The sequence below is a fragment of the Streptomyces sp. UNOC14_S4 genome (assembly GCF_020740835.1).
In the GTDB taxonomy this organism is placed as follows: Bacteria; Actinomycetota; Actinomycetes; order Streptomycetales; family Streptomycetaceae; genus Streptomyces.
Window position 1 is genome coordinate 1 of the sequence record NZ_JAINFC010000130.1, and the last position, 16,665, is coordinate 16,665.

Consider the following 16,665-nt stretch of genomic DNA (forward strand, 5'->3'; position numbering starts at 1 on the left):
GCCGTCGCCCCGGCCGCCCCGCCCGTCTCGCGTACGTCGACGTCGACCCCGTCGGCGTCCTGCCGCAGCCCGGTCACCTCGCAGCCGCGCCGGAGCTCGGCCCCGAGGGCGAGGGCCCGCTCCTCCAGCACGCGCTCGGTCTCGTACTGCGGGGTCATCAGGACGCCCGGGAAACGGCTGGGCAGTCGGCTGAGGTCGACGCGGGCACCCCCGAAGAGCCTCGCCGAGGACAGGAACAGGCCGGTGGCCAGCAACTCCTCGGCGAGCCCCCGGGCGTCGAGCATCTCCAGACTGCGGGCGTGTACGGCGAACGCCCGGGTCAGATTGGACTCCCGGACCCGCTTCTCCAGCAGCACGACCCGCACTCCGGCGGCGGCCAGATCCCCGGCGAGCAGCAGCCCGGTGGGACCGGCACCGACCACGCAGACATCCACGGGAGCGACGTCGGCGGGCGGGAGGGGAGAGGACGGCAGGGAGGACATGGCTTCTCCTCGGGGTGCACGAGCGGTGGCCGCTCGACGGTCCGTACTGCCAGTGCACACCCGCCGAGGAGGTATGTCAACGCGTGTTGAATTAAATGGGGGCGCGCGGAAGCCCCGTCAGGGGCGCGGGGCTGTGACATTGCGCGGCTCCGCCGCGTGAGCGCGACAAACCCCTACCGGGCCGCGGCCGCGCGCCAAGCACAGACGCACCCAATAGGCGCACCCGGACCCGAACAGGCCACTACGCCGGCACGGCCGTCTCCAAGAACTCCTCCACCACGCGACGCCACCCCTCCGGCTGGTCGTAGTGGACGAAGTGCCCCGCGTCATGGACCTCGGCATAGCGACCGTGCGGCAGGACCCGCACCATCTCCTGCGCCTCGGCACGGCCGAGCTCGCCGTCGAGCCCGCGGACGACAAGAGCGGGACACTCGATGTGCGCGAGCTCCTCCCAGTGCGCGTCGCGGACGTACGTCTCGCGGGCGAGCAGCATCTGGCGGCGGGAGAAGGCCGGGCGCCAGCCGTCGGAGCGCTCGGCCATCACCTCGGCGTAGAAGTCGCCGCGGGCGGGCTTGGGCCGCTCCAGGGCGGGATCCTCCTCGCCGAACCACTTGCGGACGTCGGCCAGGGTGGCGAAGGGGACGGGCCAGGAGCGGAACCACTCGCCCCACTCCCGGCGCCCGGCGGCGCTCAGCGCGGAGGCCCGCATCTCGCAGATCACCAGGGCGCGGACGAGGTCGGGGCGGCGGGCGGCGAGCTGCCAGGCGGTGAGGGCACCCATGGCGTGGCCGATGAGGGTGACGGGCGCGAGGCCGAGATTCTCGATGACGGCCTGGACGTCGGCGACATACGCCTCACGGGTGAAGGGACCTCCGGCCGGGCGGCCGCTGCGGCCGTGGCCCCGCATGTCGAGGGCGACGGCGCGGTGCCGGGCGGAGAGCCAGCGGGCCGTCTCCGCCCAGTGCGCGGCGCGGCCCATCAGACCGTGGAGCAGCAGCACCGCGCCGGGGGCGGCCGCACCCTCGCCCGCCTTCGGCGGGTCGGCGAACTCCCATGCGGCGAGCCGCACTCCGCCGCTCCCGCTCACGTCGATACGCCGCACCATGAGCCTGGCACCCCCTTTTCTCCCCCGAGTGGCCCCACTGTATAGAACTCACATTCGAACACTCGGTCGTTGGGGACAACACCCCTCGTTCGAGTGACCTTGCAGAAGGGTTGACCGGCGGCGCCCAGGGGAGTAATCGACCTGGGCGTGGACCGCTCGGGGAAGAAGGTCCACGAGGCGCACCCTGAGAGCTCGGGGCTCCGGGTCGCCATGGGGGTACATATGGGGAGGCAGGGCCCCGGCGTCCGTAAAGGCGCCGGGGCCTCGCCATGACCGTCCACCGACCTCACCGGAAGATCCCCCCTCCCGCCGCCGCGCACGGCATATGCCCCAGCGTGGCACGCGGAGGGGCGCCGCGCGCCCCGTACCGCGACTCCGACCGAATCCCATGGAGCACCCACCCGCCGGGGCGCGCCCAGTAAGGGGCGCGGGGAACTGCGCGACCAGCCGTCGACGGCCCGCGGCCGCCCGCCGGGCCCGGGTGGCAACCCGGTAGGCGCGACGGGCCACCGGCCCGCAGCCGCGCGCACAGCGCAGACGCACCCCAACAGGCGCCGACGAAGAACAACCGCACCCCGTCGGCCAACCCAGCGGAGCGCTACCGCTTGGCCACGAAGACGTGGTTGGCGATGTCCGCCTCCAGCTCCGCCGCCTCGCCGCCGCTGCCGACGAGCACGCCGCCCGCGGACTCCGTGACGCTGACGACTGCGCCCGGCTGCACCCCGGCACGCCGGAGGGTGTACATCAGCTGGGGGTCCGTCTGGATGGGCTCGCCGATGCGCCGTACGACCACGGTCTTGCCGTCGGTGCCCGGCTCCAGGTCCATGAGGGAGACCATGCCCTCGTTGAGGAACGAGTCGGCCTCGGGCTTCTCGCCCAGCTCCTCCAGGCCCGGGATGGGGTTGCCGTACGGCGACTCGGTCGGGTGGCGCAGCAGCTCGAGCACGCGCCGCTCCACGGCCTCGCTCATCACGTGCTCCCAGCGGCAGGCCTCGGCGTGCACCTGCTCCCACTCCAGGCCGATCACGTCGACGAGCAGGCACTCCGCGAGGCGGTGCTTGCGCATGACGCGCGTGGCCAGCCTGCGGCCCTCCTCCGTGAGCTCCAGGTGCCGGTCGCCCGCGACCGAGACCAGGCCGTCACGCTCCATGCGCGCCACCGTCTGGCTCACCGTCGGACCGCTCTGGTCGAGCCGTTCGGCGATGCGGGCACGCATGGGGACCACACCCTCCTCTTCCAGCTCGAGAATGGTGCGGAGATACATCTCCGTGGTGTCGATCAGTCCGGACATGCGTGCCCCTTGATAAGTCGTGCGCTGGCCCTGGACTCAATTCTGACGCATATCACTGACAACGGTGCCGCGGACAGCCGGACCGCCACCCTCGTATTGACAGCGCCATGGTCAAGACCGCAACGTGATCCGCGCCACGAGCGTACGAGCGAACCGTGCGCGCCATCCGGAACTCGAGCCAAGGGAGCCCCGCAGCGATGAGCGAGAACAAGCTGGCCGGGCAGTTCTTCGACGCCGCCATCGGGCTGCTGCGGCGGGCGCGCGACGAGGAGGCGGGGCACATCGCCGAGGCGGGCTCCCTGATCGCCGACACGGTGGCGGACGGCGGGCGGCTCTTCGTCTTCGGCGCGGGCCACTCCTCGCTGCCCGCGCAGGACGTCGTCTACCGCGCGGGCGGGATCGCCCTGATGAACCTGCTCGCCGTGCCCGGCGTCATCGGGCTCGACGTCATGCCCGCCACCCTGGGCAGCGCGCTCGAACGCGTCGACGGACTCGCCGGGGCCGTCCTGGACACCAGTCCCGCGCAGCCCGGCGACCTATTGATCATCATCTCGCTTTCCGGCCGCAATTCACTGCCCGTGGAAATGGCCATGAACGCCCGGGCTCTCGGACTCAAGGTCATCGGCGTCACGTCGCTCGCCTATGCCGAGCACACCCGTTCCCGGCACGCCTCCGGGACATTCCTGAAGGACCACTGCGATCTCGTCGTCGACAGCAAGATCGATATTGGTGACGCGGAGCTGACCGCCGACAACATCGCGGCACCGTTCGGCCCCGCGTCCACGGTGGTCACCAGCGCTCTCATGCAGGCGATCGTGGCCACGGCCGCCGGGGAACTCGCGGAGCGGGGCATCGACCCGCCGATGCTGCGGTCGGGGAACGTCGACGGGGGCCACGAGTGGAACGGGCGGGTGATGGACGAGTACGGCGACCGCATCTTTTTCCGGCACTGAACGTTTCCGGCACTGAACACTCCGGCACTGAACGTTTCCGGCACTGAACACTCCGGCACTGAACGCCGATCGCCCCCTGTCCCCCCGACGGCCTGACCTGCCGTTTCCCGCGTCGATCCGCGACACCGTCGCCGATCCCGCCTATGCGCGATCCGAACGTGGCGCGGCGGTGCCGTCCGGGGCCGTTCCGGTTCTGGTGTAGAGGACCTCGCGGCCCTGTTCCGCGGCGCGGATGAGCCCTTCACTGACGAAGTCGAGGAAGCGGGCGGCATTCTCCAGGCGGGTGGCGGCCGGGGTTCCGTGGCCGAGGACGCCGACACCCTGCCGTGCGGTCTCGATGAACTGGTCGTTGGCCCGGGCGCTGCGGATCATCGACCGGTACCAGAGGTCGTCGTCGACGACGTAGCGCTCGCGGCGGCCCTCGTCGCGTTCCCGGCGGACGAGGTCCAGGCCCTCGAGGAACGTGATCGCCTTGGAGACGGACGCCGGGCTGACCTGGAGGCGCCGGGCGAGTTCGGAGGCGGTGAGGCTGCCGGTGTCGGTGGTGTAGAGGCAGCCCAGCACCCGGGCCATCATCCTGGGCAGGCCCGAGGTCACGAAGACGCCGGTGAGGGTCTCCTGGTAGTCGTGCACGGCCTCGGCGTCGCGCCCATAGGGCTGTGCGACTTCCCGCGACCCCCCGGGCGCGGCCGTCCCGCGCCGGCGGGTGCGCTGCTGGGTGGCGCGGTGGGCCAGGTCGGCGCGGTAGCCGGCGGGGCCGCCGTTCCGCATCACCTCACGCGTGACCGTGGAGGTCGGACGGTCGAGACGGCGGGCGATCTCGGCGTAGGCCAGGCCGTCGGCCAGCCCCGCCGCGATCTGCTGGCGCTCCTGCTGGGTGAGCCTGCCTCCCGGCATCACGACCCCCTTCATGCCCCACGGGTGCTCCGTGGCGCTGCTCGGTGTTCCCCAACGCCTTCATCGTAGCGTTCGCCTTCATCGCATTGCAACGGACGACCGTCTCATCGTTGCGTTAAGCGAGAGGGCGTTGCAATGATTAACACCATCTCACCTGCGCAGATGCCACTTCTGAGCAAAGAACTCGTTGCGCAGTTCTGGAAAGCAACGTAGCTTTTCCGTCGTTCGGAAACACCGAGCCGTCAGCACAAGGGAGAGCACGATGCAGAAGTTCGACACCCCCGCCCCGATCTCCGCCGTCCTGGACATCCCCGCCGGACGCGTCCAGTTCATCGCCGCGGACCGGGCCGACACCGCGGTCGAGGTCCTGCCCGCGAACGCCTCGAAGGGCCGCGACGTGAAGGCGGCGGAGCAGACCGCGGTCGCGTACGCCGACGGAGTCCTGCGGATCGAGTCCTCGGCGAAGGAGCAGTACTTCGGCCCCTCCGGATCCGTCGAGGTGACGGTCAAGCTGCCCGCCGGCTCCCGCGTCGAGGCCAGGACGGCCGGCGCCGAACTCCGGACCGTCGGCCGCCTCGGCGATGTCGCCTTCGAAGGCGCGTACAGCCGGATCAAGCTGGACGAGACCGCGGGCCTGCGTCTCACCGCGGTCGACGGCGACGTCGAGGTCGGCCGGCTGGGCGGGCCCGCGGAGATCAGCACCGCACGGGGCGACATCCGGGTCGCCGAGGCCATGGGCGGTGGCACGGTCCGGCTCAGCACCCAGTCCGGCGACATCACCATCGGCGCCGCCGCCGGCGTGTCGGCCGCCCTGGACGCCGGCACCGGCCACGGCCGCATCAGCAACGCCCTCAAGAACGACGGCACCGCCGATCTCGACATCCGCGCCACGACCTCCCACGGCGACATCACCGCCCGCAGCCTCTGACCCGCTCCCTCCGACGGAGCACCTCCCGACAGAGCACCTCCCGACGGAACACCTCTCCGCAACAACCATCGACGCACCCCACGACGCACCCCATAAGGAGCACAGCCATGTCCCTCCCCCTCACCGGACAGGACCGCCCGGAGCTGCAGAAGGCCATCGAGGAGATCGTCGATTCCGGTTTCGCCGGGGTGCAACTGCGCGTGAACGACGAGCAGGGCGAGTGGGTCGGCAGCGCCGGAGTGCGCAAGCTGGGCGAGAGCGCCAAGCCGCCGACCGACGGGCGGTTCCGGATCGGCAGCACCACCAAGACCTTCACCGCGACCGTGGTGCTGCGGCTGGTGGCCGAGGGCAGGATCGGGCTGGACAGCCCGGCGGACGACTATCTGCCCCGGTTCGGGCTGGACCGGCGGATCACGGTGCGGATGCTGCTGCAGCACACCAGCGGGCTGTTCAACTTCACCGGCGAGTACTACGACGACGGGACGGTCGCGCCGGGGATCCCCTGGCAGGGCCAGGAGTACGTGGACAACCAGTTCCACACCTACCGGCCGGAGGAGCTGGTGCGGCTGGCGCTGTCCAAGCCGGCGCGGTTCGAGCCGGGAACGGACTGGAGCTACTCCAACACCAACTACGTCCTGGCCAGGCTGCTGGTCGAGAGCGTCACCGGCCGCTCGTTCGCCGAGGAGATGCAGCGGCTGATCCTGCGGCCGCTGGGACTGTCGGGCACGGTGGTGCCGGACGCCTCGCCGGAGATCCCCGAGCCGCACGCCCACGGCTACTACCGGTACGAGCACGCGGGCCAGTGGAAGACGGCCGATGTCACCCGCTCCAACGTCTCCTGGATCTCCGCCGCCGGTGACATGATCTCGACCACCGAGGACCTCCACACGTTCGTCTCCGCACTGATGAGCGGCAAGCTCCTGCCGGACTCGCTGCTGGCCGAAATGCGCACGCCGCACCCCAAACTCGGCTACGGCCTGGGGCTGTTCGTGGAGGAGACGGACGGCGGCACCGTCCTCAGCCACAACGGCGGCATCTGGGGCTGGGCGGCGCTGATGTACAGCACGCCCGACGGCAGCAGGACCCTGACCGCCTCGCTCACCACCGGGGACGCCGAACTCGACTTCGCCGCCACGGCCGAGGCGTTCCAGAAGGCGCACCAGAGGCTTGTCAAGGAGGTGTTCGGCAGTGGGCGGGCCGAGCCGGCTCATGAGGCGGCCGAGCCCGTCGGGGTCCCGCCGACCGCGCCGTTCGAGCCGGTGCTGACCCGTCACACCGAAGCCGAGACCTGTGCCGATCCCAGCAGCGTGATGACGCTGCTCGCCGACTCCGACCGCACGGCCGACGGCTTCACCAGTTACCGGTCCACGTTCGCCAAGGGCGCCGTCGGGGCACCCGCGCACTTCCACACCAAGGCGACCGAGCTGTTCTTCGTCATCAGCGGCTCCCTCAGGGTGCTGGTGGGCGAGGAGATCACCGTGCTCAACGCAGGCGACTTCCTGGCCGTGCCGCCGCACACCCCGCACGCCTTCGCCGCGGCGCCCGGCTGCGAGGCGGACGTCCTGTTCGTGTTCACCCCCGGCATGGGCCGGTTCGACTACCTGCGTCTGCTCGGCCGGGTCATGCGCGGCGAGGCCGACGCGAAGGAAATCGCCGAGTCGGCGGAGCGTTTCGACAACCACTACGTCGACAGTCCGCTCTGGCGCGCGGCCCTGGAGACGACAGCGTGACCGGCCCCGACGCCCATGTCCGCGCGGCCCGCCCCTCGCGCGGCCTCGCGGCTCGGCGTCCGTTTTCCGCGAAAGCCGCTGCGGCCCCTAGTCGGCCGCCGCCAGCGTCACCGCCAGGTCCACGGACGCCGCCACCCGGGACGCGATGTCCTCCGCGTACGTGGTGTCGGCGCGGTCGAAAGGGCGGCGGGACGGACCTCGGAGAAACGTGACCACGCCGATGGTGCGGCCGCGGCTGCGGAGTGCCGTCGAGAGGGCGTGCAGCGTGCCGTCCGGCCATTTGCGGGACTCCGCCCAGCCCTCGGTGGCGTCGGAGACGGCCCGTACGGAGCCGCAGCGCTCGACCGCCTCCAGCGCCGGGTGCTCCTCCGCGTACGGCACGGGGATGCCGTGCCGCACCTCCGCCGGGGAGAACGCCGGAGTGGGCGTCCCCGACGGCGTCGCCGCCGCCCGCACGAGCCGTACGGGCTCCCGCGGGGTCGCCTGCGGCTCCGGCAGGAGGTCGACGAGGGCGTGGTCGGCGAAACCCGCGAGCGCGAAGTCGAGGTAGAGCGAGGCGGCTTCCATGGGGTCGTCGCACTCGGCGACCGCGCGGCCCGCCCGGTGCAGCTGGCTGCTGCGGAAACGCATCCGCGCGCTGTCCTGCTCCGCCAGGCGCGCCGCCGTCACGTCCAGGAAGAGCCAGGCGACGCCCAGCGGCACCGGTTCCTCCGCGAGCGGCGAGGCCAGCTTCAGGAAACCGCTGCGCCAGCAACGGCGTTCCGGAGGTGCCCCGCCCTGGTCCCGCAGCGTCACCCACAGGTCGGTGGGCGCGGGCGGCGCGCCGGACGCCAGTACGTGCTGCAGGGCGCCCTCGATCTCCTCCACACCCTGGTCCAACAGCTCCCCCAGGGGGCGCCCGAGCAACGCCGTACGCCCCGAGCGCAGGGCGCGCGCCGCGTGCGCGTTGGCGAGCGCCGGGCGCAGGTCGGCGTCCACGAGCACCACGCCCCAGGAGGCGTCGCCGAACAGGGCTTCGCTCAGCGCGATCGACCGCTCCAGGTCGATCTGCGTGTGCACCTCGCTGAACGCGCAGTACGCGCCCGCGGGACTGCCGTCCGCGCCCGGCACCGCCGACAGCTGCGTCCGCACCAGGACGCGCCCGCCGTCCTTCGTCAGCAGCGCGAACTCGTGCACCTGGCGGCCGTGCGCCCGCATCGCGGCCACCAGCCGCGCGGTGACCTCCTCGGCGTCCGCCGCGCGCACCGCCCAGCCCTCCAGGCCGTGCCGCCCGACGGCCTCCGCCGCCGTCCAGCCGAGTATCCGTTCGGCCTCACGATTCCAGTGGGTGACCGTGCCGTCCGCGTCGAACGCGCACAGGGCGGCGTCCATGCCGTCGAGGAGCGCGGCCAGGAGATCCGAGTCGTCGGACTCGGCGCCGGGGACGGAGCCGGGGCGGGCACGGCCGGACTGATGCGGTGCGGTCACGAGGTACCCCCAGCTGGACGCGTCTGCATGTCCTGCACGACGGGTCATTCAACTCGACCGTGCTGGGCACCACACCTCGTTCGGGGAAATCGTTGCCCACAGGAAATTCGGTTGTGGGGGCGCGCGACGGTTCCTAGTGTGGGGCGCACACGAGAAGGGAGGTGGTTCGGAAGATGATTTCCATCCGGACGCGTGAGGTGACTGCGGGCTAGCCGCCCGTCGTCGCGCCTGTCGCGCAACGCCGGTTCTTTCTTCGCAGCCTTGCGCTGCGGGCCGGCCCAATCCCAAGCAGTCACCCGATCCGTGGGCTGCCGAGTCGTCCGGCTCGGTGAATCAACAGCCCACGGATCGCTGCGTTTTCGGCATCTGCCGCAGCGCCTACCGGGGTGCCACTTGCGCTCGGCGCGCGGCCATCGGTTGTACATGGCTTGTCGCGCTCACGCGGCGGAGCCGCATCATGCAACACAGCCCCGCGCCCCTGACGGGGCGCCCTACGGGCACAGACGCTCGACGCGCCAGCCCTCCGCCTCGCTCGCGTACCGCAAACGGTCGTGCAGGCGGTTCTCCCGCCCCTGCCAGAATTCGACCGTCTCGGCGGCGACGCGGAAGCCGCCCCACCCTGTCGGCACGGGCACCGGTTCGCCTTCCGGGTAGCGCGCCGCGAGGCGTTCGTACGCGGCGTCGATCTCGGCGCGGGAGGAGACGACCGTCGACTGCTCGCTCGCCCAGGCGCCGAGCTGGGAGCCGTGCGGGCGGGAGTGGAAGTAGGCGGCGGTCTCCTCCGGACTGACGCGCTGCGCCGTGCCGTTGACGATGACCTGCCGGGCGAGCGGGTGCCAGGGGAAGAGGAGGGCGACATGCGGATTGCGGTCGATCTCCCCGGCCTTGCGGGAGCCGTAGTTCGTGTAGAAGACGAAGCCCCGCTCGTCGTACCCCTTGAGCAGCACCGTCCGCGAGCTGGGCCGCCCCGCCGCGTCCGCGGTGGAGAGGATCATCGCGTTCGGTTCCTGGAGCCCGCTCGCGAAGGCCTCCGCGAACCAGCGGTCGAACTGCTCGTACGGGGTCGCGGCCAGGTCCTCCTCCAGCAGGCCCGCCGACCCGTACTGCTCGCGCATCGCGGCGGGGTCGAGGGGACCGGGGTGGAACTCCGGCGCGTGGAACTCATCGGCGTGCGTCACGCGTTCATCTTGCAGCATCCGCCCCGTCCCCCACTCGGGTGCAGCCGCCCAGTTTGCCCGTCGCGGGCCGTCACCTGCGGGTCTTCGGGAAAACCCGCGGTGTGCCGGACATCACCCTTCCCCGCTTCTGTCCGGACACCCCAAAATCGCAGGGCGGGTCGCTGTGGGACCCGCACATCACCAGCTATCGTGTCCGGCCGTATCCGATCAGCATCCGGCCACCGCCGCCCCGTGCAGTCCGGGCGAGGGAACGCCGGGTGAAAGACAGCCGCACGGGGCATGACCGGGTTGACCGAGCAGGACCGCGAGCCGCGCCGAGCAGCCGTGTAACCGGCCCGGCAGCCGCCGCCTGTCGCACACGTCATGAGGAGCCGCCTGATGTCCGACTTCGTACCCGGACTCGAAGGAGTCGTCGCGTTCGAGACGGAGATCGCAGAACCCGACAAGGAAGGCGGCTCCCTCCGCTACCGGGGCGTCGACATCGAGGACCTGGTCGGCCAGGTCTCCTTCGGCAACGTCTGGGGACTGCTGGTCGACGGTTCGTTCAACCCCGGCCTGCCGCCCGCCGAGCCCTTCCCGATCCCCGTGCACTCGGGTGACATCCGTGTCGACGTGCAGTCGGCGCTGGCTATGCTCGCCCCCGTCTGGGGCCTCAAGCCCCTCCTCGACATCGACGAGGCCGCCGCCCGCGACAACCTCGCCCGCGCCGCCGTCATGGCGCTCTCCTACGTCGCCCAGTCCGCGCGCGGGCAGGGCCTGCCGATGGTGCCGCAGCGCGAGATCGACAAGGCGGAGACGGTCGTCGAGCGCTTCATGAAACGGTGGCGCGGCGAACCCGACCCGCGGCACGTCAAGGCCGTCGACGCGTACTGGACGTCCGCCGCCGAACACGGCATGAACGCCTCCACCTTCACCGCCCGCGTCATCGCCTCGACCGGCGCGGACGTGGCGGCGGCCCTGTCCGGTGCCGTCGGCGCGATGTCCGGCCCGCTGCACGGCGGCGCGCCGTCCCGCGTCCTCGGCATGATCGAGGAGATCGAGCGCACGGGCGACGCGGAGGCGTACGTCAGGCGCGCCCTGGACCGCGGCGAGCGCCTCATGGGCTTCGGCCACCGCGTCTACCGCGCCGAGGACCCGCGGGCGCGCGTCCTGCGGCGCACGGCGAAGGAGCTGGGCGCGCCGCGCTTCGAGGTCGCCGAGGCCCTGGAGAAGGCGGCCCTGGAGGAACTGCACAACCGGCGTCCCGACCGGGTCCTCGCCACGAACGTCGAGTTCTGGGCGGCGATCGTGCTGGACTTCGCCGAGGTCCCGGCACACATGTTCACGTCCATGTTCACGTGCGCGCGGACGGCGGGCTGGAGCGCGCACATCCTGGAGCAGAAGCGCACGGGCCGCCTGGTCCGCCCGACGGCCCGCTACGTGGGCCCGGGATCGCGCGACCCACGCGAGGTCGCGGGCTTCGAGGACGTCACGCCGCCGGCGGCTTCCTGAGCGGGGCCCTGTCGCCTCAATGACCGGGGGTTCCGCCCCCGGCCGTCGGGGCCGCGCCCCGTCAGGGGCGCGGGGAACTGCGCGACCAGCCCCCACCGGACCCGCAGCCGCGCGCACAGCGCGACAGGCACCCCCGTAGGCGCACCGGGAGGCACTCCATGGCAAACCGCACGACCGCCGACGTCGTCATAGTCGGCAACGGCGCGTTGGGCCTGTCGGTCGCCGTCGAGACGGCACTACGGGACCCCGCCCTACGGGTCACCGTCATCGGCCCGGCGGCGCGCCCGGAGGCCGCGACCGTCGCCGCGGGCGCAATGCTGAACTGCTACGCGGAAGTCACCGCACGCACCGGCGAACACCCCGCTGCCCGAGCGAAGTTCGCGCTCGCGCGCGAGGCGGCGCAGTTATGGCCCGGCTGGCTGGCCCGCCTCGCAGAGGCGACACCCGGCACCACCGCCCCGGTCACCGTCAAACGCGGCACCCTGGTCGTACTGGGCGCCCGCACCACCGGTGACGGCGCCCGCAGCATGCGCGCCATCCGTACGGCGGCCAAGGAACAGGGCGAGCCGTTCCAGGACGCGGACCCCTACGGCCTCGGCTTCCTGGAGCCGGAGCAAGGCGAACAACCCGTCGACGCCCTCTATTTGGAGAACGAGGGAGCCGTGGACGCCCGCCAGGTCCTGGCGGCACTGGACGCGGCCGCGGCCGCGCTCGGCGTCGGCCGGATCTCCGACGAGGCGGTGTCCCTGACCATCACCGGCGACACGGTGACCGGCGTACGGCTGTCCTCGGGAGAGGACATCACCGCAGGCGCCGTCGTCCTCGCGGCGGGCGCCGCGACCGGGCGCCTGATCGAGCAACTGCCCGCAGGCACCGTGCAGCCGATGCTGAGCGGTACGGGCATGGCACTGGAGACCCGCCGCGTACGCGGGACAGGCATGCCGTACGTCGTGCGCACGCCCACTCTCGTCGGCGGCTGCGGCCTGCACGCGGTACCGCTCGGGGGCGGTACCGAGTATCTGGGCGCAACAAATCTCGTGCTTTTCGACCCACAGGACGGGCAGCGGATGGGTCTCGTCCAAGCGCTGCTGTCCGGTGTCGCGGCGCAGTTCGACCGGAAGCTGGCCCTGTCCGCCGTACGGCGCTGGCACTACGGCCTGCGCCCCGTCACGCTGGACACGTTCCCCCTGCTGGGCCGCGGGCCGCTGCCGGGTCTGTTCTTCGCGACGGGGACCTACCGGGACGGCTTCCACGCCTCCCCCGCGATCGCCCGCCACATGGCCGGTCTGCTGCTCACGGGAACGGGAGACGACACTCCGGCGGACAGCCCGTACGCGCTCTTCGCCCCCGGCCGCAGGCCGATCGAGACGACGACGGTGGACGAGGCGGCGGAACGCTTCGCCGAGATGGCTCTCCTCGTCGCCGTCGAACGCGGCATGCGACTGCCGTACTTCCTCGACACGGAACCGATCGCCGCCGCGTGCCGACGCCTCGCGAATGAGTCCGTGGAGCGGCTGGGCACCCCGATCGCGCTGGCCCCCGAGATCCTCGGCGCCGTGTCGGAGGCGGACGCGGGCCGGGTCCGACAGGTGGCCGCCTACCTCAAGCCCCTGAGCCGACGCCGCCCCGGCGCCCCCGCGCGTACACACGCCGTGCCCGGGCGAGCGATCCTGGAGGCATGAAGCCGGAGATGAAGATCGAAGTCCTGGTCGTGCCCGACTGCCCCCATCAGCAGCTCGCCGAGCGCAGGCTCCGGCAGGCGCTGGACGATGCCGGAATGGCCGCCACCGGCTACACCACCCGGGTGATCGCCGAGCAAGCCGAGGCCGAACGGTCCGGTTTCACCGGCTCGCCGACGATCCTCATCGACGGCCGCGACCCGTTCGCACAGCCCGGCGCCGCCCCGTCGCTCGCCTGCCGGATCTACCGCACTCCCGACGGCCCGGCCGGAGCGCCCGGCGTCGACCAGATCCGCCGGGCCATCGAGGCAGAGGGCTGACCTGAAGGGCTCTCCGGGCGCCGTCACCGTGACCGGGTGGGCCCCGCGCCGTTTTGCCGTACATGAGACCCTTCTCCGCACGTCCCGTACGCAGCCCCCGCCTGCTGGCCGGGCTGGTCTGTACGCTGTCCACCGCCGTCCTGCCCACCGCGAGTGCCACAAACGCCGCGGACGCCGCCGACGTACCGCCGGTGCGGTACGTCGCGCTGGGCGACTCGATCGCCTCCGGGGTGGGGGCCGGTGACTACGACGCCGCGAGCGGCAACTGCCTGCGCAGCCGCCACTCCTATCCACAGCTGTGGACGGACTCCCACCAGGTCGCCGCCTTCACCTCCGCCGCCTGTTCGCACGCCACCACCCAGGACGTCATCGACAAACAGCTCGGCAAACTGAGCCGCGACACGACGCTGGTCAGCATCACGGCGGGCGCCAACGACGTGAGCTTCGGCGAGACCATGGCCACCTGCACGGCAGGCACGGACAAGGCCTGCCTGGACAAGATCCACGCAGCGGAGGCCGCGATCCGTGACCGGCTCCCCAAGGCCCTCTCCGCCACCTACCGCGCCATCGGCGCGAAGGCCCCGAAGGCCCGGGTGACGGTCCTCGGCTACCCGCGCCTGTTCACCACGGGCGGCGCCTGCCTGTTCGGCCTGAGCACGACGAAGCGCGAGGCCATCGACGAGGCCGCCGACCAGCTCAACGCGGTCACGGAACGCGCCGCCCGCCAGCGCGGGTTCGCCTTCGGGAACGCCGCGCGGGCGTTCACGGGCCACGAGATCTGCGCGAAGGACGCGTGGATCCACTCGGTACGGCTGCTGGCCCTGGAGGAGTCGTACCACCCGACGGAGCAGGGGTACGAGAGCGGCTACCTGCCGACGCTGTCGGCGGTCACGGGTCCCTGACCTGCGGCGGGGGGGGCGGGCTCGGGCCCGCCCCCACACATAAGATCCCTTGGTGATCACTTACAGCTACCGGGGGAAGTCGGCAGGAATGAACAAGTGGGGGGCTCTGGCCGCGATAACAGTTACAGGTCTGCTCGCGACGGGCTGCGCGTCCGACGACAACAACGATGGCCTGCCCAAGGCAAGCAAACTCGCCGCCGACAGCGGTAAGCGCTACAAGGAACTCCGCGTGCCGACGATGGAGGGTCTGACCTGCGACAAGGGCAGAGCCTTCCGCTTCGGCAACGACCTGGACCTGATGGTGGCCGGGGACGACGACCTCAAGGAGATCAAGGACACCGGGGAGGACGCGGTCTCCTGCTTCGGGCCGAACCGCATCACGCTCAGCAAGGGCCGAATGCAGGCGACCGTGCCGGACCTCACCACCCGAACGACCCTGTACGAGAAGGTCGATGACCCCACCGCCGCGCTGGACAAGGCCTTCAGCCATTCCATGGACCTGGCGAAGGGGTACGGCCGCACCATGGTCGGCAAGCCCGAGACCCTCACGACAAAGGATCTGGTCATGAGGTGCCAGCAGAACGTCACCGACACGTTCCCGATGACGTCCTGCTACTGGGCCAACTACGGGGCGATCGGCCTCGTCGACTTCTTCCCGCCGGACGGCAAGCACGTGCCGGTCAAGAAGGCTGCCGCCCAGACCTACAAGTTCGCCATGGGTACGCTCGCGTCCACCGACGCCTCGTCCTGATCCTGGCGGTCGCCCGCCTCCAGACGGCGCAGCTCCTCGTAGAGCTCCATGGCCCTGCGGGTCTCCCCCAGCCGCCAGGCCGCGAGATATCGCAACCGCAGGCTGAGCGCACTGCGTTCGGCGCCGTTCATGGCCGCGCCTCGCCGTGTTCCGTCCGCTTGTGCGCCGCGAGTTCGGCGAGGATCCGGTCCTCCGCCGCGCGGTTGCCGCGCTCCCAGGCGCGCAGCCTGTCGTCCGTCAACCGCCAGCACACCGGACAGGGTCGGCCCTTTGTACGCCACTCCGGGCCGGATGAATGGGGTACAGCGACGATGTCACCGATCTGTGGGATATAAGCGGCTGTTTCCGTGTACGGCATGGGAGTCCTCGCGCATCATGGGCCAACGGCGTCCACACGCCGCAACTGCCCTGGGTACGAGCAGCGTTGTCCCCGGCCGCGTACGGCCGCAACGCTCGGAGTGTTACGGGGCGAACCGTCACAGGAGAGGAGCCCCGATGACCTTGAACCCGGCTCTCGCCAAGACCACCGCCGAGGTGTTCGGCGAGGTGCTGAAGCACTTCCGCGAGGCGGCCGGCCTCACCCAGGAGCAGCTGAGCGCGCAGGTCTTCTGCTCCCGCGCCCTGATCGCGCGCATCGAGGCGGGCACCCGTTTCCCGAAGGAGGACTTCGCCAAACAGTGCGACGACCTCTTGGCGACCGGTGGGGCGCTGCATCGCCTTTGGAGGCGGATTGACTGGTCTCAGGAGGTCAAATACCCCGATTGGTTCAATCGCCTGCTCAGCATGGAAGCCAAGGCGGTGTCCTTCCAGACGTACGAAACACAGGTGATTCCCGGACTGCTGCAGACAGAGGAGTATGTACGCGCCCTCTTCTCCCAAGCCTCCGGCACAGATGCCGCTTCCACCGAATACCGCGTACAGGTGCGGCTCGGTAGGCAGCGACGCTTCCTGGGCTCGGAAGAAGCCCTCCTGGTAGCGGTTCTGGACGAGAGCTGCATTCGCAACGTCGTCGAGAGCTCTGAGGTGATGTACGGGCAGTGTGCGCACCTACTCGCAGCGGGAAAGCGTCCGAACATCCGAATCCAAGTGGCACCAGCTCACCTGGGTCACCTTGTACGCCCCAAGGCACCAATGTGCATCATCCGCCTGCCGGACGGTCACGAGTGGGTCTATTCGGAGTCGCTGGATCATGGCCATTTCTGCGACGAGCCAGACGTTCTCACTCGACACTCACGGACCTACGATGTGCTGAGAGCTGACGCCCTGTCGGCCGAGGAATCCGCCGAGTTGATCAGCGAGGCTATGGAAGGGTATCGGCACCATGACCGATCTATGGCTCAAGAGCAGTTATAGCGGCCAAGACCCGAGTAACTGCGTCGAAACGACGATATGGGCCAAAAGCGGCTACAGCAGCAACGACCATTCAAGCGACTGCGTGGAAACCGCCCCCGCCACCCCCACCACCGACGCCGCCGTTCGTGACTCCAAGAA

17 protein-coding genes and 1 pseudogene are annotated in these 16,665 nt (G+C 70.9%); 11 read left to right on the top strand and 7 right to left on the bottom strand.

The features are described from left to right. From K6I34_RS14370 to K6I34_RS14380, 3 genes are all read right to left on the bottom strand, one after another. On the bottom strand, positions 1-482 hold a 482-nt coding region (locus tag K6I34_RS14370), incomplete at its 3' end, for an FAD-dependent monooxygenase (RefSeq protein WP_229326005.1). Positions 483-723: 241 nt separating this feature from the next. Continuing rightward, positions 724-1,587 (bottom strand): alpha/beta fold hydrolase, encoded by an 864-nt coding sequence (locus tag K6I34_RS14375; protein ID WP_229326006.1) that lies wholly within the window; start codon positions 1,585-1,587, stop codon positions 724-726. A 598-nt stretch (positions 1,588-2,185) separates the two neighbouring features. Next, positions 2,186-2,878, bottom strand: a complete 693-nt coding sequence (locus K6I34_RS14380) for a metal-dependent transcriptional regulator (RefSeq protein ID WP_229326008.1) — start codon at positions 2,876-2,878, stop codon at positions 2,186-2,188. A gap of 197 nt (positions 2,879-3,075) precedes the next feature. Here K6I34_RS14380 and K6I34_RS14385 point away from each other — a divergent pair, with 197 nt between their 5' ends. Then, on the top strand, positions 3,076-3,831 hold the full coding sequence (locus tag K6I34_RS14385) for an SIS domain-containing protein (RefSeq protein WP_229326009.1): 756 nt from the start codon (positions 3,076-3,078) through the stop codon (positions 3,829-3,831). A gap of 141 nt (positions 3,832-3,972) precedes the next feature. Here K6I34_RS14385 and K6I34_RS14390 read toward each other — a convergent pair whose 3' ends face one another. Further along, complete coding sequence (locus K6I34_RS14390) at positions 3,973-4,728, bottom strand: GbsR/MarR family transcriptional regulator (protein WP_229326029.1); 756 nt, start codon at positions 4,726-4,728, stop codon at positions 3,973-3,975. A gap of 262 nt (positions 4,729-4,990) precedes the next feature. On the opposite strand from K6I34_RS14390, the gene K6I34_RS14395 reads away from it, so the two are divergent. The 3 genes and pseudogenes from K6I34_RS14395 to K6I34_RS14405 all read left to right on the top strand — a co-directional run bounded on the left by K6I34_RS14395 (position 4,991) and on the right by K6I34_RS14405 (position 7,386). Next, positions 4,991-5,656, top strand: a complete 666-nt coding sequence (locus K6I34_RS14395; protein WP_229326011.1) for a DUF4097 family beta strand repeat-containing protein — start codon at positions 4,991-4,993, stop codon at positions 5,654-5,656. Positions 5,657-5,763: 107 nt separating this feature from the next. Next, positions 5,764-6,840: pseudogene (locus K6I34_RS14400) on the top strand (serine hydrolase domain-containing protein); the annotation flags it as partial. A gap of 75 nt (positions 6,841-6,915) precedes the next feature. Continuing rightward, on the top strand, positions 6,916-7,386 hold the full coding sequence (locus tag K6I34_RS14405) for a cupin domain-containing protein (RefSeq protein ID WP_229326031.1): 471 nt from the start codon (positions 6,916-6,918) through the stop codon (positions 7,384-7,386). An 87-nt stretch (positions 7,387-7,473) separates the two neighbouring features. Here K6I34_RS14405 and K6I34_RS14410 read toward each other — a convergent pair whose 3' ends face one another. After that, the gene (locus tag K6I34_RS14410) at positions 7,474-8,853 is read right to left on the bottom strand and encodes a PAS domain-containing protein (RefSeq protein ID WP_229326013.1); all 1,380 of its coding nucleotides are present in this window, start codon (positions 8,851-8,853) and stop codon (positions 7,474-7,476) included. A 491-nt stretch (positions 8,854-9,344) separates the two neighbouring features. Further along, positions 9,345-10,049: a pyridoxamine 5'-phosphate oxidase gene (pdxH, locus tag K6I34_RS14415; protein WP_374230920.1), complete on the bottom strand. Its 705-nt coding sequence runs from the start codon at positions 10,047-10,049 to the stop codon at positions 9,345-9,347. A gap of 360 nt (positions 10,050-10,409) precedes the next feature. Here pdxH and K6I34_RS14420 point away from each other — a divergent pair, with 360 nt between their 5' ends. The 5 genes from K6I34_RS14420 to K6I34_RS14440 all read left to right on the top strand — a co-directional run bounded on the left by K6I34_RS14420 (position 10,410) and on the right by K6I34_RS14440 (position 15,174). Then, positions 10,410-11,522 carry a citrate synthase 2 gene (locus tag K6I34_RS14420; RefSeq protein WP_229326015.1) on the top strand — a complete coding sequence of 371 codons (1,113 nt, stop codon included), beginning with the start codon at positions 10,410-10,412 and terminating at the stop codon, positions 11,520-11,522. A gap of 158 nt (positions 11,523-11,680) precedes the next feature. Next, the gene (locus K6I34_RS14425) at positions 11,681-13,204 is read left to right on the top strand and encodes an FAD-binding oxidoreductase (RefSeq protein WP_229326017.1); all 1,524 of its coding nucleotides are present in this window, start codon (positions 11,681-11,683) and stop codon (positions 13,202-13,204) included. Next, positions 13,201-13,521, top strand: a complete 321-nt coding sequence (locus K6I34_RS14430) for a hypothetical protein (protein ID WP_229326019.1) — start codon at positions 13,201-13,203, stop codon at positions 13,519-13,521. Before K6I34_RS14425 ends, K6I34_RS14430 begins: the two co-directional genes overlap by 4 nt. A gap of 62 nt (positions 13,522-13,583) precedes the next feature. Beyond that, on the top strand, positions 13,584-14,423 hold the full coding sequence (locus K6I34_RS14435) for an SGNH/GDSL hydrolase family protein (protein ID WP_229326021.1): 840 nt from the start codon (positions 13,584-13,586) through the stop codon (positions 14,421-14,423). Between the two features lie 52 nt (positions 14,424-14,475). Continuing rightward, positions 14,476-15,174: a hypothetical protein gene (locus K6I34_RS14440; protein ID WP_229326023.1), complete on the top strand. Its 699-nt coding sequence runs from the start codon at positions 14,476-14,478 to the stop codon at positions 15,172-15,174. On the opposite strand, the gene K6I34_RS14445 is transcribed toward K6I34_RS14440, so the two are convergent. Further along, positions 15,126-15,305 carry a hypothetical protein gene (locus tag K6I34_RS14445; protein ID WP_229326025.1) on the bottom strand — a complete coding sequence of 60 codons (180 nt, stop codon included), beginning with the start codon at positions 15,303-15,305 and terminating at the stop codon, positions 15,126-15,128. The two genes, K6I34_RS14440 and K6I34_RS14445, sit on opposite strands and share 49 nt — an antisense overlap. Before the next feature lie 364 nt (positions 15,306-15,669). On the opposite strand from K6I34_RS14445, the gene K6I34_RS14450 reads away from it, so the two are divergent. Next, a complete protein-coding gene (locus K6I34_RS14450) occupies positions 15,670-16,527 on the top strand; it encodes a helix-turn-helix transcriptional regulator (protein ID WP_229326027.1) in 858 nt (285 codons plus the stop codon). Beyond that, the coding region (locus K6I34_RS14455) for a DUF397 domain-containing protein (protein WP_229326035.1) at positions 16,496-16,665 on the top strand (170 nt) is incomplete at its 3' end. The genes K6I34_RS14450 and K6I34_RS14455, both read left to right, overlap by 32 nt.